Annotated in this window: 19 protein-coding genes; 1 reads left to right on the forward strand and 18 read right to left on the reverse strand. The window is 34.1% G+C overall.

Annotated features, from left to right (window positions below):
• Positions 1 to 56: 56 nt before the first annotated feature.
• The 10 genes from CBR30_04310 to CBR30_04355 are packed head-to-tail and all read right to left on the reverse strand — an operon-like array spanning position 57 to position 7289.
• Positions 57 to 1847 (reverse strand): NADH-quinone oxidoreductase subunit F, encoded by a 1791-nt coding sequence (locus CBR30_04310; GenBank protein PMQ01636.1) that lies wholly within the window; start codon positions 1845 to 1847, stop codon positions 57 to 59.
• 45 nt (positions 1848 to 1892) lie between these two features.
• Complete coding sequence (locus CBR30_04315) at positions 1893 to 2261, reverse strand: 2Fe-2S ferredoxin (protein ID PMQ01637.1); 369 nt, start codon at positions 2259 to 2261, stop codon at positions 1893 to 1895.
• Positions 2258 to 2797, reverse strand: coding sequence for a histidine kinase (locus CBR30_04320; protein ID PMQ01638.1), 540 nt, complete (start codon positions 2795 to 2797; stop codon positions 2258 to 2260). The genes CBR30_04315 and CBR30_04320 overlap by 4 nt, the downstream gene beginning before the upstream one ends.
• Complete coding sequence (locus CBR30_04325) at positions 2794 to 3282, reverse strand: NADH-quinone oxidoreductase subunit E (protein ID PMQ01639.1); 489 nt, start codon at positions 3280 to 3282, stop codon at positions 2794 to 2796. The genes CBR30_04320 and CBR30_04325 overlap by 4 nt, the downstream gene beginning before the upstream one ends.
• Position 3283: 1 nt before the next feature.
• Positions 3284 to 4021 (reverse strand): histidinol-phosphatase, encoded by a 738-nt coding sequence (locus tag CBR30_04330; GenBank protein PMQ01640.1) that lies wholly within the window; start codon positions 4019 to 4021, stop codon positions 3284 to 3286.
• Positions 4018 to 4401, reverse strand: a complete 384-nt coding sequence (locus tag CBR30_04335) for a hypothetical protein (protein PMQ01641.1) — start codon at positions 4399 to 4401, stop codon at positions 4018 to 4020. The genes CBR30_04330 and CBR30_04335 overlap by 4 nt, the downstream gene beginning before the upstream one ends.
• A gap of 7 nt (positions 4402 to 4408) precedes the next feature.
• Entirely contained in the window at positions 4409 to 4759 is a 351-nt protein-coding gene (locus tag CBR30_04340; GenBank protein PMQ01642.1) for a serine kinase, read from the reverse strand.
• Positions 4749 to 6071, reverse strand: a complete 1323-nt coding sequence (locus tag CBR30_04345) for a ferredoxin (GenBank protein ID PMQ01643.1) — start codon at positions 6069 to 6071, stop codon at positions 4749 to 4751. Before CBR30_04345 ends, CBR30_04340 begins: the two co-directional genes overlap by 11 nt.
• Complete coding sequence (locus CBR30_04350; GenBank protein ID PMQ01644.1) at positions 6064 to 6930, reverse strand: serine/threonine protein kinase; 867 nt, start codon at positions 6928 to 6930, stop codon at positions 6064 to 6066. Before CBR30_04350 ends, CBR30_04345 begins: the two co-directional genes overlap by 8 nt.
• Entirely contained in the window at positions 6927 to 7289 is a 363-nt protein-coding gene (locus CBR30_04355) for a hypothetical protein (GenBank protein ID PMQ01645.1), read from the reverse strand. The genes CBR30_04350 and CBR30_04355 overlap by 4 nt, the downstream gene beginning before the upstream one ends.
• 112 nt (positions 7290 to 7401) lie before the next feature.
• On the opposite strand from CBR30_04355, the gene CBR30_04360 reads away from it, so the two are divergent.
• The gene (locus CBR30_04360) at positions 7402 to 8331 is read left to right on the forward strand and encodes an esterase (GenBank protein PMQ01646.1); all 930 of its coding nucleotides are present in this window, start codon (positions 7402 to 7404) and stop codon (positions 8329 to 8331) included.
• Here CBR30_04360 and CBR30_04365 read toward each other — a convergent pair.
• Genes CBR30_04365 through rgy form a run of 8 tightly spaced genes read right to left on the reverse strand, consistent with a single transcriptional unit; the run spans position 8328 to position 17110 of the window.
• Positions 8328 to 8834, reverse strand: a complete 507-nt coding sequence (locus CBR30_04365) for a nitroreductase (GenBank protein ID PMQ01647.1) — start codon at positions 8832 to 8834, stop codon at positions 8328 to 8330. The two genes, CBR30_04360 and CBR30_04365, sit on opposite strands and share 4 nt — an antisense overlap.
• Positions 8821 to 9753: a zinc metalloprotease HtpX gene (locus tag CBR30_04370; GenBank protein ID PMQ01648.1), complete on the reverse strand. Its 933-nt coding sequence runs from the start codon at positions 9751 to 9753 to the stop codon at positions 8821 to 8823. The genes CBR30_04365 and CBR30_04370 overlap by 14 nt, the downstream gene beginning before the upstream one ends.
• Positions 9750 to 10304 carry a hypothetical protein gene (locus CBR30_04375; protein ID PMQ01649.1) on the reverse strand — a complete coding sequence of 185 codons (555 nt, stop codon included), beginning with the start codon at positions 10302 to 10304 and terminating at the stop codon, positions 9750 to 9752. Before CBR30_04375 ends, CBR30_04370 begins: the two co-directional genes overlap by 4 nt.
• A 52-nt stretch (positions 10305 to 10356) precedes the next feature.
• Positions 10357 to 11364: a glycerol-3-phosphate dehydrogenase gene (locus CBR30_04380; protein ID PMQ01650.1), complete on the reverse strand. Its 1008-nt coding sequence runs from the start codon at positions 11362 to 11364 to the stop codon at positions 10357 to 10359.
• Between the two features lies 1 nt (position 11365).
• Positions 11366 to 12610 carry an adenosylhomocysteinase gene (locus tag CBR30_04385; GenBank protein ID PMQ01651.1) on the reverse strand — a complete coding sequence of 415 codons (1245 nt, stop codon included), beginning with the start codon at positions 12608 to 12610 and terminating at the stop codon, positions 11366 to 11368.
• Positions 12607 to 13017, reverse strand: coding sequence for a transcriptional regulator (locus tag CBR30_04390; GenBank protein PMQ01748.1), 411 nt, complete (start codon positions 13015 to 13017; stop codon positions 12607 to 12609). Before CBR30_04390 ends, CBR30_04385 begins: the two co-directional genes overlap by 4 nt.
• A 22-nt stretch (positions 13018 to 13039) precedes the next feature.
• Entirely contained in the window at positions 13040 to 13747 is a 708-nt protein-coding gene (locus CBR30_04395; protein PMQ01652.1) for a KaiC domain-containing protein, read from the reverse strand.
• An 18-nt stretch (positions 13748 to 13765) separates the two neighbouring features.
• Positions 13766 to 17110, reverse strand: coding sequence for a reverse gyrase (gene rgy, locus CBR30_04400; protein ID PMQ01653.1), 3345 nt, complete (start codon positions 17108 to 17110; stop codon positions 13766 to 13768).
• Positions 17111 to 17122 lie beyond the last annotated feature (12 nt).

Below are 17122 nucleotides of genomic sequence, written 5' to 3' on the forward strand. Positions count from 1 at the left end.
AGAGCTGCAAAAAAGCAGCTCTCCAAAGATAATAAAACCGTTTATATATGATTGGTTTATTCTTTCTTAATAGCCTTAAAAGGACATACTTGGAAACAAATTCCACACTTTGTACATTTTTCCTGATCAATCACATAAGTACCATCTTCATCTTTGAAAATTGCTCCTACTGGGCAATTTTTGAAACATATAGCACATTTTCTACATTGTTCCCTAATAACTTCATAATGAATTAATGCAGTACATACCTTAGCAGGACATTTCTTATCCCTAATATGAGCAATGTATTCATCTCTAAAATATTTTAAGGTAGTTAACACAGGATTCGGCGCTCCTTTTCCAAGTCCACACAAGGAAGTATTCCTCACAACCTTTGCAAGCTCTTCAAGTTCGTACAAGTCTTCTTCCTTTCCTTCACCTTTTGTTATTCTATCTAATATCTCTAACATTCTTTTTGTTCCAACCCTACATGGAATACATTTTCCACAGGATTCATCCTGGGTAAAGGTTAAGAAGAATTTTGCTACATCGACCATACAATTGTCTTCATCCATTACTATTAATCCACCAGACCCCATAATAGCACCAAGCGAAGTTATAGATTCGTAGTCAACAGGCGTATCTAAATAATCAGCAGGAATACATCCACCTGCAGGACCTCCTATCTGAACAGCTTTGAACTTTTTCCCGCCAGGAATTCCTCCTCCAACATTATAAACTATTTCTCTTAAGGTTATACCCATTGGAACCTCTATTAAACCAGTCATATTAATTTTTCCTGCAAGAGCAAAAACTTTTGTCCCTTTGCTTTTTTCTGTTCCTAATGATGCAAACCAGTCTGCTCCTTTAAGAATTATAACAGGTATATTTGCCCATGTTTCCACATTATTAATCACAGTTGGTTTTCCCCAGAGTCCAGAATTTACTGGGAAGGGAGGTCTTGGACGTGGCATTCCTCTCTTACCTTCCACAGAAGCAATAAGGGCTGTTTCCTCACCACATACAAAAGCTCCTGCTCCAATTCTTATTTCGATGTCAAAAGAAAAATCACTTCCTAATATGTTTTCTCCTAAGAGACCATAATTTCTTGCTTGCTCTATGGCTGAAGTCAATCTCTTTATTGCTAAAGGATATTCCGCTCTTATATATACATATCCCTTTTTGGCCCCAATAGCATAAGCACCAATAAGCATTCCTTCAATTACAGAATGAGGATCTCCCTCCAAAATACTTCTATCCATGAAGGCTCCAGGATCCCCCTCATCCGCATTACAGATTATATACTTTTCATCTCCTTTTGCTTTTCTTCCGAGCTCCCACTTTAATCCTGTTGGAAAACCTGCTCCCCCTCTTCCCCTTAATCCAGATTTTTTTACCTCGGAAATAACTTCTTCTGGCGTCATTTCTGTTAATACTTTAGCCAGAGCAGAATATCCATCTCTCGCAATATATTCTTCTATGTTTAAAGGATCAATAAAACCAACGTTTCTCAAAGCAATTCTTACCTGGTTTTTAAAGAAAGGAAGATCATTTATTGTTGGAAGAGGCTTCTTCAATTCTGGTTCCTTTACTAATAATCTTTCCACAACTCTTCCCTTTAGTAGATGTTCATTCACGATCTCTTTTGCATCTTGAGGTTTTAAATGGATATAAAAGGTACCTTCTGGATAAATTACCATAACAGGTCCCAAATCACATGTACCAAAACATCCTGTTTCTATAATCTTTACCTCTTCGTAGATGCCAGCTTCCTTTAACTCCCTTTCTAAAGCGGACTTAAAGCTTTCTTCACCTGCAGATATACATGCTGCTCCAGCGCATATTAGAATGTGCGCCCTCTCTGCCATTTCTATTATAACCTCCTTTTATCTATGTAATTTTCTACACCTCTTTTACTCTGTTGATAAAACATCCTCTGTAACGATCTGTCCATTAATTACATGTTGAGCAATAATTTTTCTTGCCTTCTCAGGAGTTACATGCTTATATAAAACTTTTGGACCTCCAACTTTTTGAACAGATATTAAAGGTTCATATTCACAGAGACCAATACATCCAGCCTGAGTTACTACAACATTTTGCAAATTTCTCTTTTCAATCTCATCTAAAATAGCTAAAAGAGTCTCGCGCGCACCTGCTGCTATCCCACAAGTACCCATGTGAACTACTATTTTATCCTTTCCCTCAGGAGAGCGAGCTTGAAGATCGCTTTGGGCTTTCTCTTTAATCTTCTTCAATTCTTCTAAAGTTAACTTTTTCATATCCCTATACCTCCTAAATTTTGATTTAGATATGATTTTATAAATCTAATAACTTCAGGATCAAAAAATGAATTATCTCCCCCTAACTTACTCTTAATATCCTCAGTAGATATCTCAAAAGACCCTTTTTCTGTTTTAATTTTAAAATTAAAATTAATCTCAGGATGGGTAACAATTAAAGCATAAATTGTATCAGCCAAATTTCCCCATGGGGGTAGATCTATATGATTAGAAGGAAACTCAGAGATTAACTCAGTTCCCTCTCCTACTTTCGACTTTATATTGAGTTTTCCACCACAATTTGTAATTACCTCATTAAATAGAGAAATTCCTAAGCCAACCTTTCTTGTTCTCCTTGTTGTAGTAAAGGGATTAGTTATATCCCTTAATACGTCCTCAGGTATTCCTTTTCCATCATCTACTATTCTTAGCACAGTTTTTTCTTTATTTTTATTTATTTCTATAAATATATTTTTTGCCCCCGCCTCAATAGAATTTTCTATAAGATCTAAAAGATGCAAAGATAATTCTTTCATGGATTCTCTTTTCTAAAATCCTCTAACAATTTCTTTACCTTATTGGGAGTTAATCTTCCATAAACCTCATCATCAATCATCAAAGCAGGTGCCATACTACATGCCCCAATACATCTAACTAAGTCCAAAGAATAATATCCATCTTCAGTAACTTTACCCTCTTTTAATCCCATCTGTTCTAAAGCAGTTAGTAAATCTGCAGCACCTTTCACATAACATGCAGTTCCCATACAAAGCCTTATTACATGTTTACCTTGAGGTTCTAATCTAAAGAAGGAGTAAAAGGTAACAACACCGTAAATCTCGCTCAATGGAATCCTCATTCTATTTGATACCATTTCTAACGCCTCTTTGGGCAAATATCCAAATTTTTCTTGAATAGCATGTAAAATCATAATTAAAGTTCCAGATGACCCAGCATACTTATCTAATATCTTCTCTACCTCGTTCTGAGCATATTCTGAAAATTTTAATTGTGCTTTCATCTTACACCTCCAATTGATACTTTATATTTTTACATTTTAATGCTTTTACAAAATCTTTCCAAGAGAAATCTTCCATACCTAAAAAAGTTTTAGGTTTTATCATATCCTCTAAATAATGAGCATCCGAAGAAATGATTACAGGTTTATTTTTTATATTATACATGTTTGAAAACTTATTAAGATCACAATTTTTTGACAATTCCAAAACATCAAAATTTAAATCATCTGGTATAAATCCCAGGTTAGAAATTACACTATACATGGGCTTATCAATATGAGCAAGAACAGCTAACCCCTCATACTTTTTAATTAATTCAGTTACTTCTTTTAAAGATAGAGATGTAGATGTAAGTAATAATCTTTCCTCAATTCTTTCAACCTCATCTTTTTCATTAATAACTACTTGTAAGCCAAACAAGTCCTCGTTATTTTTCATAATTGGCAAATATCTCCATATAACTTTCTGAAATTCTAAGGCAGTCTCATAATTTTCAAATAATCCCACAACATGTACTTCTTCCCTGCTTTGAATCTCCATGCCAGGTATTACAATAACATCCATCTTATCTCCCCAATATTTAACAGCAGGATAATTCTCTACCATATGGTGATCTGTTATGGCTAATATCTCAACTCCTAACATTTTTGCCCTTTTTACTATATTTTTTGAAGACATTTCAAAATCTCCACAAGGAGAAAGTACTGTATGAACATGTAAATCAATACCATACCATCTCAAGAGTTTGTCCCTTCTCCCTTTATTCTAACTGCCCCTTCTATACCATTTTTATATAGAATTCCACTTACAACAAAAACAATGTGTTTTGTTCTAACTAATACGATATTTTTCTCCTTTGCCAGATTAATAGTTTCTTCTGGAACAATCTTTCCTCTTGCTACAATAACCATGGGAATATCCAGCATTTCCGCAGTTCTAATGATTTGAGGATTAGTTATTCCTGTGATAAGAACTACATCCTTATTCTTACACTCTACAAGAGATAATACGTCACTCATTAAATCTGCAGAAAAGCCTCTTTTTATATCTATCTCGTCTAATAGATGCTCACCAGCCAAAACTTCCCCATTAATAAGGGCTACAATTTCTCTTGCCTTCATATTTTTATTATATTTTTCTTTCCTCCCCTTTCACTCCTAACTTGTATAATTCTCCAACTATTTCAAAAGCAGATTTTGGGGATGAATATAAATTTATGCCCTCCTCTTTAGCTTTATTAATTGTTTCCTCTCCAGGCTCTTGCCCAGAAACAAAAATAATACTTTTTATTCCTGTTAAAACTGCAACAGCCACAGTATTTAGATGAGTCTGAACAGTCACCCATACCGATTCTTCTACGGCATGAGCCATAACAAAAGAAAGAAGATCACAACAAATACCATACTTAATATCCTCATCTCCCTTTGGTTCAACAATAACTTTTAATGATAAAATATTAGCAATCTCTCTACTCTTCATCTCTCTCTTCCTTTCTTTTTGGAATTATAGAGACTGATCTTCGAGATATTTCCTCCATCTCTTTTGCCATCTCTCTCAATTTTTCCTTTAATACAAAAATACAATCATATATTTGAGCATTACCTCTTACAATATCCTCCGCCAAGGCGGAACATGTAGGAGAACCACAAGAACCACAGTCAAGACCAGGTAGGATTTTTAAAATCTCTCGCATTTCCTCCATCTTTTTTAGTGCCTTTCCCATATCCTCATCCAATTTCCATATAGGTCTCGGTAAAATTGCCTTATTCAGTAACATATCTGAGATACTTATTAAATTATCCAGTTTCTTTAATAACTCTTTATCCTCTTTAGTAGTTTTTATATGGTACATCAATCTTTTTTTAGCCACATATTTATCCTCTGGATTCAATACCCCACCTATACAACCTTCCCTACACGCTCGCAACTCAAGAAATTTTATATCTTGAAATTTATTTCTTTCTAAGTCCTCCAATACTTTTACTACCTCATCCATTCCCCCCACAGATATTGCGGATTCCTCAGGCAAAAACGAACTTTCACCGCCTAATCCACCCCAAAGTAATCCTGGAGAATAAACATAGGATTCCTCTTTTTCATCTGTTATATTTCTTTTTATATTGATAAAAACATTATCTATGCCTAATACAGAACTAAAAACAGATTCTCTTCCATCCAAAGGTTCTTTTATATTGGTCACTTGAGCAGGACAAGGAGCTAAATAAACCAAATTTATACTTTCTTCAGGATGACTCTTTTTCCAAAGCTTTTTTACTATTTCTCCCATTATCTCAAAGGGCGGTCTAAAGGGGGACAAATGAGGAATAAGAGTTGGAAACTTAACCTGAATTAGCTCTACAACAGCAGGACAATAAGTAGATATTAATGGGAGATTAGAAGTTGTAGATATGTATTGCTCTAAAGCCTGCTGTAAAAAATATATAGCTATAGTAGTATCCCAAACCTCCTTCGCGGAGAAAGTCCTTTGGACTCCTTTCTTTATCTGACCTAAGGTGTAACTTGTGGGGAATTGTGCATAAAACTCTGGAGGAAAAATTACTATTATATTTTCCAAAGAGGCAATACTTTCTAAAGTCTGAGTAAAAGCAAAAGGAGCATGATAAGGACACACCCTAATGCATTCTCCACAATCTATACAACGATGGGAAAGAATTAAAGCTTTCCCATTTCTTACCCTCATTGCCTCTGTAGGACAATGCCTTATACAATGGATGCATCCCCTACATCTTTGCAGATTTATAGCTACTGAATGAAATAACTTTTCATTCATTTTTTCTTATATACACTCGTGAAATTAATTTAGTCCCCTTTCCTACCTGGGACTCTATTTTCAAATCATCAGAACAATTTTTAATATTTGGAAGTCCCATTCCAGCCCCAAATCCCATTTCTCTAATATTATCTGGAGCTGTAGAGTATCCAGGTTGCATGGCAAGCTCAATATCAGGAATTCCAGGCCCCTCATCTTCCGCTATTATCTCAATAACTTCAGGAGAAAGAAAGACCCTTAACACACCTCTATAAGCATGAATAACTATGTTCATTTCTGCTTCATAAGTAATAATTGCAACTCTCCTAATTATTGCAGGATCAACCCCTAACTGCTGTAATGCTTTTTTAACAGCGGAAGAAGCCATACCGGCAGATGAGAAGTCTCCTCCCAAGACTGGATATTCCAAAACTAATGGCTCTATTTCTGATTTTTTCTCAATCTTAATTTCTTTTTCTTCTACATCCAACAGTTTAATAACAATATCCCTTGTACTTAATATTCCTATTGGTTCTCCATTATCATTTATCACAGGAAACCTTCCAAATCTATATTGTCTAAAAAGACATAATGCAGTATATAAATTATCATCAGGTTTTAAATATTTCGGATCCTTTACCATATATTTTGAACATGGTGCATTTAAATCTCCATTTACTAATGCAGAAATAACATTCTCTACAGTAACTAAACCTATCATCTTCCCAATATCATTCACTACAGGTAGACCATCAATTCTTTTAATCCTCATAATCTCTTGAATTGATCTCATATCATGGTAAGATGTAACTTTAACAATATCAGTATTCATTATTTCTTTTACCTTAATTGACTCAAAAAATTCTTTTGGAATTCTCAAAGAACCCCTTCAACCTTCCTTCCCTTTAATCCTGCATTATATAACTTCCCACAAGCCTCATACATGGGATACTTTGTTCTAAGAAGAGGAATATTTAATTTTCTTGCAAGCTCTATAGTTTCTTGAGGTGGCATTTTTCCCCTTACAAATACAATTGCAGACAGATCGAGCATTTCTGCTGTCCTAATAACCTGAGGCGTAACAAGACCAGTAAGAAGAAGAGCTCCACCCTCCCCTAATAATGCAAGAGCATCACTCATTAGATCTGCTGCACCAGCAATCTTTATCTCCCGATCTAATTCGTTTTCCCCCACAAGAACTTCTGCCTCAAGAATATCTTTTACTTCTCTCAGTTTCATATTCTACCTCTCCATTTAGCTTTAATTTAACCATGAAATAGTTATTATTGTCAATTAAAACAATATTAATGATATTTGACTTTATCCTCAAAAAGCTTTATAAATATTTATTATGAGAGATATAAAAATAGGTTTAGTATTAGGAAGCGGAGGGGCTAAAGGACTCTCCCATATTGGAGTTCTTAAAGTCTTAGAAAGGGAAGGCATAGAGATAAATTATATATCTGGAAGTAGCATTGGAGCCTTAGTCGGTGGTTTTTATTCAAAAGGCTATTCCTCCTATGAATTAGAAAAAATTGCATTAAGTTTAACAAAAAAAGATTTCTACGAGTTATTAGATTTCTCTCCATCTCTACAGGGAATAATATTAGGAGATAAAATATTAGATTTTTTGAAGAATTATTTAGATGATATTGAATTTTCAGAGCTAAAAATTCCTTTTATAGCTATTTCTGTAGATTTAATTACAGGGAGTAAAATTATATTCAAAGAAGGAAAATTAATTCATGCAATAAGAAGTAGTATTTCAATACCTGTAATTTTCAAACCTTATCAATACAATGACAAACTGCTCATTGATGGTGGGGTTTTATCACCTCTTCCTGTAGAGGAATTAAAAGAATTATTCAAACCAGATATAATAATTGCAGTAAATCTACAAAGCTCTCCCTCCTACGATCCAAATGCAAAAAATACATTTCCTGAGATTCCTATAGAACCAAAGACCTTTTCAGAAAAAGTAATTTATAGATTATCACAAGCCCAAGTATTTAAAGAGTTTCAAAAGAGATTAAATCCTTTGTTAAATCCCTCACTTTTCGAAGTTTTAATGCAAACCATAAATATCATGAATTGGGAATTAACAAGAAAGAATATGGCCCTTGCGGATATAGTTATAAACCCACAAGTATCAAACTACAAAACTTTTGACTTTGATAAAGGAAAAGAGCTAATTGCCTTAGGAGAAGAGGCAACCTATAAAGTAATTGATAAAATCAGAGAGAAAATAAAGAAAAAGAAGAGAAAATTCCCTTGGTTTTAATAAAATCTCACAATATCATTTAATGGCACTCTCGGTCTTGGAGCAGGATTTTCTGCTGGATATCCCAATGTCATAAGTTGTATTATTTCTGCCTCTTCTGGTAATCCTAAGACTTTTCTAACTTTATCTGGATAAAAGGAACCAATCCAACATGTTCCAAGCCCCTCTTCTACTGCTTGAAGATGCATATGAGTTAAAGCAATAGCCACATCTATATAATGAGCAGGAACCCCACATCTCATGACATAATCTTTATCTAACGTATAAGCCACAATAATTACAGGTGCAGATAACATAAAAGGCTGATGGGGAGAAGCTTCTTTCACTAATTCTTCTCTCTTCTCCTTACTAATTACTACTGCAAATCTCCATTCCTGCCTATTTCTTGCAGAAGGAGCAAGCCTACCTGCCTCAAGAACTCTTAACAATTTTTCCTTCTCAACTTCTTTAGGAAGATATTTTCTTATACTTCTTCTCTCTTTAATAGCCTCAAATACCTCCATACTCTCCTCCTTTCTCTAACTTTCTCCATCTTTCCCCCATCATTCTTAACCTTTTTATTCTTTCCTCAATAGGTGGATGAGTATTAAATAAATTACTAAAGCCTCCTTTTTTTAGAGGATTAACAATATATAAGGGAGCAGTCATATAATTTACATTTTTAACAGGTAAATCACTTTCAGCAATTTTCTCTAAAGCAGAAGCAAGCCCTTCAGGATATCGAGTTAACATAGCAGAGCCAGCATCAGCTAAGTATTCTCTCTGTCTTGATAAAGCAAACCTCAAAAGAGTTGCTAAAAGGGGGGATATTATGGCTATTAATAATGCTATTAAACCCAATATATTTTCATCTCTATCTTTACTTCTCCTTTTTCCATAATAAAAACTTTTTTTCAAGACATCTCCAAGAATAACTATCATGCCAACCATGACAGCACATATAGTTTGTAGTCTAACATCATAGTTTTTTATATGGGAAATTTCATGCCCAATAACTCCCTCAAGTTCTAATCTATTTAATCTTTCCAATAAACCCGTTGTAACAGCTATGGCACTGTTATTAGGATCTCTTCCTGTAGCAAAAGCATTTGGAGAAGGATCATCAATCACATATATCTTAGGGGTGGGAATTCCTCCTGCAATACTTAAGCCCTCTACCACATTGATTAAATAAGGATATTCTTCTTTCTTAGGCTCTCTTGCTCCACTAATAGAGAGAATTATTTTATCGCTATTATAATAAGCATAATAGTTAATTATTATGACTAAAAGTAATGAAAGTATTATTGAGAGAGAGCCAAGCTCAAGCCAATAGCAAATAGCATAGATTACTATGAAAAGTAATAGAGAAACTAAAGTTACAATGATCCAACTTTTTCTTCTATTGGCAGAGATAGCCTCATAAAAAGTAAAAGGTCTCATTGAGTAAAACTAACTTTAAATGGCTCTCTTTCTTTAGCTTCTTTTATCTCGAAATATTCTCTTGGTTTAAAGTTAAATATACTTGCAACGATATTATTTGGGAAAATTTCTAAGGACTGATTGTATATCATTACAATATCATTGTAAAACTGTCTGGCATAAGCAATTTTTGACTCTGTTCCTGCCAATTCTTCCTGCAACATGATAAAGTTTTGATTGGCTTTAAGCTCCGGATAATTTTCTGCAAGAGCGAAGAGAGTTTTTAATGTCCCTGATAACCCTTCATTTGCCTCAGCAGCTTCCCCTGGAGTCTTCGCCCCAATCATTTGAGATCTGTACAAGGCTATCTTCTCAAAAATCTCCTTTTCATGAGACATATAACCCTTTACTGTTTCTACTAAATTAGGAATTAAATCATATCTTCTTTTTAATTGTACATCAATTTGAGCCCAAGCATTATCAACTCTATTCTTTAAGACCACTAATCTATTGTATATAGCAATAAAAAGAATTATCAAAACCCCTATTATACCTAAAATTATCCACATCATATTCTGCCTCCCAAAAAGAATTTTTTTAATTATATCATGATAAATAAAAATCCTAAAATCTGATCTCTATTGTTTTATCTCGATTAAGTAAATTTTGAACAGCAGAAAGTGGGGAAAGATTTTCATATAATACATAATAGGTTTGTTCAGTTATAGGCATATCTACATTATAAATTTTCGACAATTCATAGACTGCTTTCGTAGTTTTTACTCCCTCAACAACCATCCCTATAGAGCTTAATACTTCATCAAGTTTTTTCCCTTTTCCAATCTCGATTCCTGCCCTTCTGTTCCTTGAATACCAACTGGTACAAGTAACTATTAAATCTCCTAATCCAGTTAAACCACTAAAGGTTATAGGATTTGCACCTAACTTTACTCCTAATCTTGTTATCTCTGCTAAGCCTCTTGTAATCAAGGCTGCTTTAGCATTATCTCCAAAACCTATTCCCTCAAGAATACCTGTTGCCAAAGCAATTACATTTTTTAAAGCTCCTCCTAATTCCACTCCTACCAGATCGTTATTAGTATATATTCTCAAAGTTGGCAACATAAAAGTCTCTTGCACATATTCCTGAATTTTTTTATTAAAAGCTGATACCACAAGAGCAGTAGGCATATTTCTTGAGACTTCTTCTGCATGACTTGGTCCTGAGATTACTGAATAATTCAGATAATTCGCAGGCATTTCTTCCTGATACACTTCTGATAAACGATATAACGTATCTACTTCCAATCCCTTAGCTCCATTGACTACAACCGTTTCTTTTCTTATATAAGGTTTTGCTAATTTTAATATTTCTCGGAAAGCATGAGATGGAACTGTAAATAGAACAATATCTGACTTATATAAAGCCTTCTCCAAATCTGCCTCTAAGTCTACATTATGAGGAATTTTTATACCTAACAAATATTTCTTGTTTTCTCTATCCTTTTCAATTTCCTCTATAAGTTGTTTATTTTTATTCCAAAGCCTAATTTTATAACCCTTTTGAGAAAGAACTATTGACAGAGCAGTTCCCCAACTTCCTGCCCCTAAAACTGTTATAATCTTTTCCATTTTATACTTCCCAACTTTTTAAATACTTTTTCTGCTCTTCCGTTAACAGATCCCATTTTATCCCCATACTTTCTAATTTTCTTTTCGCTATATTCTCCTCTATTTCTCTTGGAACATCTATAACAGAATGTGGTAAATTTCTCCCCTTCTTATTTAACCAAAGCATTACCAAATACTGAACTGCAAAAGACAAATCCATAATTTCAACAGGATGTCCATCCCCTCCTGCAAGATTTAGAAGTCTACCTTCTGCAATCACATATATTCTTCTTCCATTTGGGAGAAGATACTCCATTATATTTTCTCTTACTTCTTTCTTCTCCTTTTTTATCTTTTCTAATCCCTCCATATCAATCTCTACGTTAAAATGTCCAGCATTAGCTAAAATTGCTCCATCCTTCATAGAAAGAAAATGTTCTTCCCTTATAACCTTACAATTTCCTGTAGCAGTTATAAAAACATCTCCTATCTTTGCAGCATCATCTATTGGCATTACTTCAAATCCTTCCATGACTGCTTCCATAGCCTTAACAGGATCTACTTCTGTAACAATAACTCTCGCCTTCATTCCTTGTAACTTTTGGGCTAAACCCCTTCCAACCCATCCAAAACCGGATATAACAAAAACTTTACCTCCCACTAAAAGATTCGTATTCCTCATAAAAGAAGCTAATGCAGATTCTCCTGTTCCATATCTATTATCAAAAAGGAATTTTACCCGTGCATTATTTACTGCTACCACAGGAAAGGGAAGTCCTTTTTCCTCTAAAAGTGCTTTTGCCCTGATAACTCCTGTGGTAGTTTCTTCTCCAACTCCAATAACCCTTTCCTTCAATGAGGGAAATTCTTTTAAAAGAGTTGTTGTAAGATCAAAGCCATCGTCTATCAAAATATCTGGCTTTAATCTTAAAACTTCTCTTAAATTTTCTTTGTATTCATCAATAGTTTCCCCCCTCCAAGCAAACACCTCTATGCCTTCCTTTACTAAACTTGCGCAAACATCATCTTGGGTTGACAGAGGATTACTACCACATAATGCAATATTAGCTCCTGCATTTTTTAAAGCTAAAGCCAGACATGCAGTTTTTGCCTCTATATGTATACACATTCCAATAGTTTTTCCTAATAAGGGTTTGTGTAATCCATAATCTTTATCTAAAGAATTTAAAACAGGCATGTGAATTTTTGCCCAATAAATCTTTTTATCCCCTTCCCCCCATAATCTACTATCCTTTATTTTGCTCATAATTTACTTATTACCCCTTCTAATTTTTCTAATATTTCCAAAAGCTCCTTTTTTATCTCTGAATATTTAGAGGGACTTGCAAGAATTGCATCAATATCAAGCTCTCCAGATTTTAGCATTTCAAAAGTTTCATTAATTAACTTACCTGCCTTTGAAGTACCTTTTATATGTTCTCTAATTGTGGCTTCTGTTCTCCCAAGCTCATCCGCAATTTGAGAGACAGTCATATTAGCCTTAGCCCTGGCAAGTGCTCCTGCTGCTACCGCAAGACTATCTACCCAGGTAAGCCTTTCTGAAGAGTTTCTTATCTCTTCCATCACTTCTTTTCTAAAAAGGGTACCGACAAGAAGGGCAGTTTCTAACTTATGAATCTCTTCCCTACTAATAGGATTGAAAGTTAAATCCAACATGGCTCTCCACCTCCTTTAATTAATCTATATGAACTACAATTCCCTTATCAGTAATATCAAAGGGATGCCTTTTCATAGAATGGGCAGTCCCCCTCATCTTCCATACAACAAGACTTCTCTTCAATACACCATCTATCTCATCCAAGTCCAGTCTAATAATCCCATCTACACCATGTTCAACTCCAGGACCACCAAATCCCTTCTCAGTAACCGAAACCTGACTCACGAAGAGAGAAGTACATCCAAGTCCTGCTAAAACCTTCTTTAACTGAAAGATAACACTCCTCGCCATCATAGGTTTTGAAATATAAAGGGTTGTTACAGAATCGATAACAACTCTTTTCGCTTGATGTTCTTTAATGGCTCTTCTTAATACATCAATTAACTCCCTCTCATCACCAATATCTTTCACAATATATTCCTCATATTCTGCACTACTTCCAATTCCCCCAGTAAAACCATCTACAATTACAAAAAGCCCATCCTTCTCATAAGTCTCAACATCCCAACCAAACTGTTCCATATTCTTCCTAATCTGTAGAGGATGTTCCTCTAATGCAAGATAAACACCAGCTTCTCCATTTTGTAGTCCATTCCATAAAAATTGTTGGCTAAAAATCGTCTTTCCTGTCCCAGGACCTCCAGAAAGTAACACAATATTTCTCTCTGGTATTCCTCCATATAGAATCTCATCCATTCCGGGAATTCCTGTCCTAACCTTTCTCATAATCCTCCACCTCCTTTCCTATTCCCTCATTAGTTTTTGAAGGTCACTATATAAAGAACTTAAAACTTCCTGGTAATCTTTTTCTCCCTTTTCTACAATCTCCATCAATTTTTCTAAATCTCTTGTGGTTTCTTCAACGATATAATCTCTATATTTATTCTTTAAAAAAGTGTATACTTTTCTCCCGAGCTGAGTTGATCTAATCCTTTTATAGGAGTCCTCTATAATATAACCCCTCTTAAATAATATGTCTATGATTTTCGAGTAAGTAGATGGTCTACCAATCTCCTTATTTCTCATTTCCTCAATTATAGAAGCTTGAGTATATAAAGGAACTGTATGTTTCTTATAAGTCCTCCTTTCGAATTCATATAATCCATCAGAAAAAGGAGCATATACTGAAATTGGATAGAAAATGTTCCAACCATCCTCTTTAATATCAAAGATCAACTCACTTATTATTTCTCTTCCATCAGTTTTTATAAGTATCTTCTGTTTTCTTACTATTGGATTTCTCATTTGACTTACTAAAAATCTATTAAATATTAACTTGTAAATGTTTAGATGTTTTTTAGTTATTTCCTGGGCTATTTTTTCACTAATAAAATCTGCCAGTTCTCTTTCATTTATTGGTTTTACCGGTCTTATTGCCTCATGAGCACCTTCGCTCTCCCAACTTCTCCCTACAAAAAGGTCTGTTCTCCCAACTTTTTCCAAATAATTTTTTGCAACAAATTGTCCTGTTACAGAAATACGTGTTGAATCCGTTCTATGATAGGTTATTAGTCCATACTCAAATAGATCCTGCAAAATATCCATAACTTCTTGCACACTATAACCATATCTACGGGAACTTTCCGAGAGAATTGAGGATGTAGTAAATGGTGGAAGAGGGGACAATGTCTCTTCTAAAGTATCTAAAATCTTCACTTCCGCCTTATCTTCATGAATATTGCCTTCTATCTCTAAAGAGAAATTATTACCAAATTTAATTTGGGTAAACTCTTTCTCACTCTTTAAATACTCTGCCTCTCTTTCTATTATCCAACCAAGGACAGTACTTTGCACTCTTCCAGCAGAAAGATTATATGAATTGAAGTTTTTTTGTAACTTCCCGCTTAATTCAAATCCAATCCATCTATCCTCTATTCGTCTAACCACCTGTGATTTAACCAAACTTTCTGAAACATATCTCTCCTCTTTCCGAGCAGACTCAAAACCGTGTCTTGTAATTTCATGCATCTCTATTCTTTTAATATTTCTATTAACAGGTAAAATATATTGGAAAACATCCCAAGAAATTTTTTCTCCTTCCACATCAGGATCAGTCGCAACTAATATCTCATCCACTTCTAATGCTAACTCTCTTAATGTTTTAAGAATTTCCTTTTTGTCATCTATATTATTAGAATTACATTTAGGACAATTTTCCTCCTCATCAGTGAATTGATAGCCACAAGACAAACACCTCTTAATTGAGTTATATCTGGGGATAAACTTATCATCTAAGACTTCAACCCCATATACACCATTTTTTGTTTCCAAATCGTAAACATGCCCTTTAGTAGCCGTTACTAACAAAATACTATTTGGTGTTAATGATTCGTGAACCAAAAGTTTTCCATACCTTCTTGTATCTGCCTTTTCTAAAAATTTTGATATAGTATCCGCCTTTGTTGGGGATTCTACAATCATAAGAATTGACTTCACATTATCAATTGTAGGCTCCCCTCTCAAAACTCTACTTTCTTCTACCTCTTCTATTAGTTTACTCCAATCAATTTCTTCTTCAGAAACCCAATCTTCTTCAGTTAAAAACATTAATCTGGAGCGCAAAGATTCAAAAACAATATCATCATCCTCAAAGAGGATTGAAATACCTCTTGTTAATCTACCCTCAAGCATTCTTGAGGTTCTTCCTGACGCCTGTATATAGGTATAGACGTCTGGAACAACCATTTCCTTATTTTCAAATTTTATATTTGGAAATAACTCTTTTAAGTATTTATCCCATTCTTCTGAGGATATAAACTTACGTACAGACTCCCTCAAACTCTCTATAGGAATATTACTTAAATTAGATATGAATCTACTCATCTTTTGATTATCTTCAAGTTTTTCTCTTAAAACTCTCTCTATAACAAACCTTGGAGCCTTATCTATATCAGTAGAGAAACGGAAGCATGGAGTACCCCAAAAAACTGCATACTTTATCCTCGTAGGTAGATCTATACCTCTCACTAACTTACCATAATAGGTATAAATACCACATAAAACATCCAATTCTCCGCTTTTAAACCTCTCAAAAGAGTCCATAAAATTATCCCATGACTTTCCAACCCTAATACCATTTTCCAATAAGTAATCTACTAATTTTTCCCCTTCTTCCTCATTTTCAACAAACAATAAAACACCATCTTTTAGTAATCTTATAATTTCCAATAATCTTTCCTTACTCTTTTTATTTACTCTAACATTTACAATATTTCTAATGCTTAGAACAAATCTTCCAATTTCGAATCCTAATAGTTCTCTAAATAAAAGAGGTCTAATGCCTCGGGGTTTTGCAGTTGCCGATGAAACAATCAATATTCCATGATTTTCTATTCTATTATTGTTTAAAGTTCCAAACTTTCTAAGTTTAATATTTGTAAGAGCTTCATTTATTAACTCCTTTGGAATACCTATCATCTCTAACAAAGTATCAATATTTTTTGATGATTTTAATACAGCATCCACATCGTCTACAAAAACCAAATCAAATTTCTTAGAGGAAAATATATCTCTCCTTCTTGATATAAATTGTGAGGAAATAATTAAGATATCAAAATTGTCCTCTAAAAAGTCCTTTTCGAATTTTTCCTTATCCTTAGAATTCATAGAAGAGTGATAAGATAAGATTTTAATATTATCCTTGGGCTCTCCTTCAGAATACTTCCTTAGCCTTTCTTCTGCCTGTTTTACTAAAGAAACTGTAGGGAAAATTAAAGCTACTTTTTTATTATTCCTTGCAAACCATAAAGCAGATATAAGTCCAAAGGTTGTTTTTCCAATACCTGTTGGAGCAACCATAGTAAAACTCTTTGATAGTAGTAATCGCTTTGCCCAAAACCTTTGATAGCCTGTTAAAGGTTTTCCGAATTTTTTCTCAAAAAATTTGAGAAATTCTTCGTATTGGGAGTAAAAATTAGAATAGAAAAGATAATCCTTTAAAGTATTAAATTTTTCTAAGTCATGAAGCAAGTTATCTGTGCCCTCTGTAGGTAAACACTTCTCACAGGGAAGTCCTTTCTCATTCCTGTGGTCAGTATTAATATCACCACAATTAACACATGAATGATAATATTTAGCTCCAATTGCCATATCTATCCCCTA

Source organism: Dictyoglomus sp. NZ13-RE01, from assembly GCA_002878375.1.
Lineage (GTDB): Bacteria > Dictyoglomota > Dictyoglomia > Dictyoglomales > Dictyoglomaceae > NZ13-RE01.

Coding starts and splice junctions, on each gene's coding strand:
- CBR30_04310 (PMQ01636.1), bottom strand. CDS start 1,847: ATGGCAGAGAGGGCGCACATTCTAATATGCGCTGGAGCAGCATGTATA.
- CBR30_04315 (PMQ01637.1), bottom strand. CDS start 2,261: ATGAAAAAGTTAACTTTAGAAGAATTGAAGAAGATTAAAGAGAAAGCC.
- CBR30_04320 (PMQ01638.1), bottom strand. CDS start 2,797: ATGAAAGAATTATCTTTGCATCTTTTAGATCTTATAGAAAATTCTATT.
- CBR30_04325 (PMQ01639.1), bottom strand. CDS start 3,282: ATGAAAGCACAATTAAAATTTTCAGAATATGCTCAGAACGAGGTAGAG.
- CBR30_04335 (PMQ01641.1), bottom strand. CDS start 4,401: ATGAAGGCAAGAGAAATTGTAGCCCTTATTAATGGGGAAGTTTTGGCT.
- CBR30_04340 (PMQ01642.1), bottom strand. CDS start 4,759: ATGAAGAGTAGAGAGATTGCTAATATTTTATCATTAAAAGTTATTGTT.
- CBR30_04345 (PMQ01643.1), bottom strand. CDS start 6,071: ATGAATGAAAAGTTATTTCATTCAGTAGCTATAAATCTGCAAAGATGT.
- CBR30_04355 (PMQ01645.1), bottom strand. CDS start 7,289: ATGAAACTGAGAGAAGTAAAAGATATTCTTGAGGCAGAAGTTCTTGTG.
- CBR30_04360 (PMQ01646.1), top strand. CDS start 7,402: ATGAGAGATATAAAAATAGGTTTAGTATTAGGAAGCGGAGGGGCTAAA.
- CBR30_04365 (PMQ01647.1), bottom strand. CDS start 8,834: ATGGAGGTATTTGAGGCTATTAAAGAGAGAAGAAGTATAAGAAAATAT.
- CBR30_04370 (PMQ01648.1), bottom strand. CDS start 9,753: ATGAGACCTTTTACTTTTTATGAGGCTATCTCTGCCAATAGAAGAAAA.
- CBR30_04375 (PMQ01649.1), bottom strand. CDS start 10,304: ATGATGTGGATAATTTTAGGTATAATAGGGGTTTTGATAATTCTTTTT.
- CBR30_04380 (PMQ01650.1), bottom strand. CDS start 11,364: ATGGAAAAGATTATAACAGTTTTAGGGGCAGGAAGTTGGGGAACTGCT.
- CBR30_04385 (PMQ01651.1), bottom strand. CDS start 12,610: ATGAGCAAAATAAAGGATAGTAGATTATGGGGGGAAGGGGATAAAAAG.
- CBR30_04395 (PMQ01652.1), bottom strand. CDS start 13,747: ATGAGAAAGGTTAGGACAGGAATTCCCGGAATGGATGAGATTCTATAT.
- rgy (PMQ01653.1), bottom strand. CDS start 17,110: ATGGCAATTGGAGCTAAATATTATCATTCATGTGTTAATTGTGGTGAT.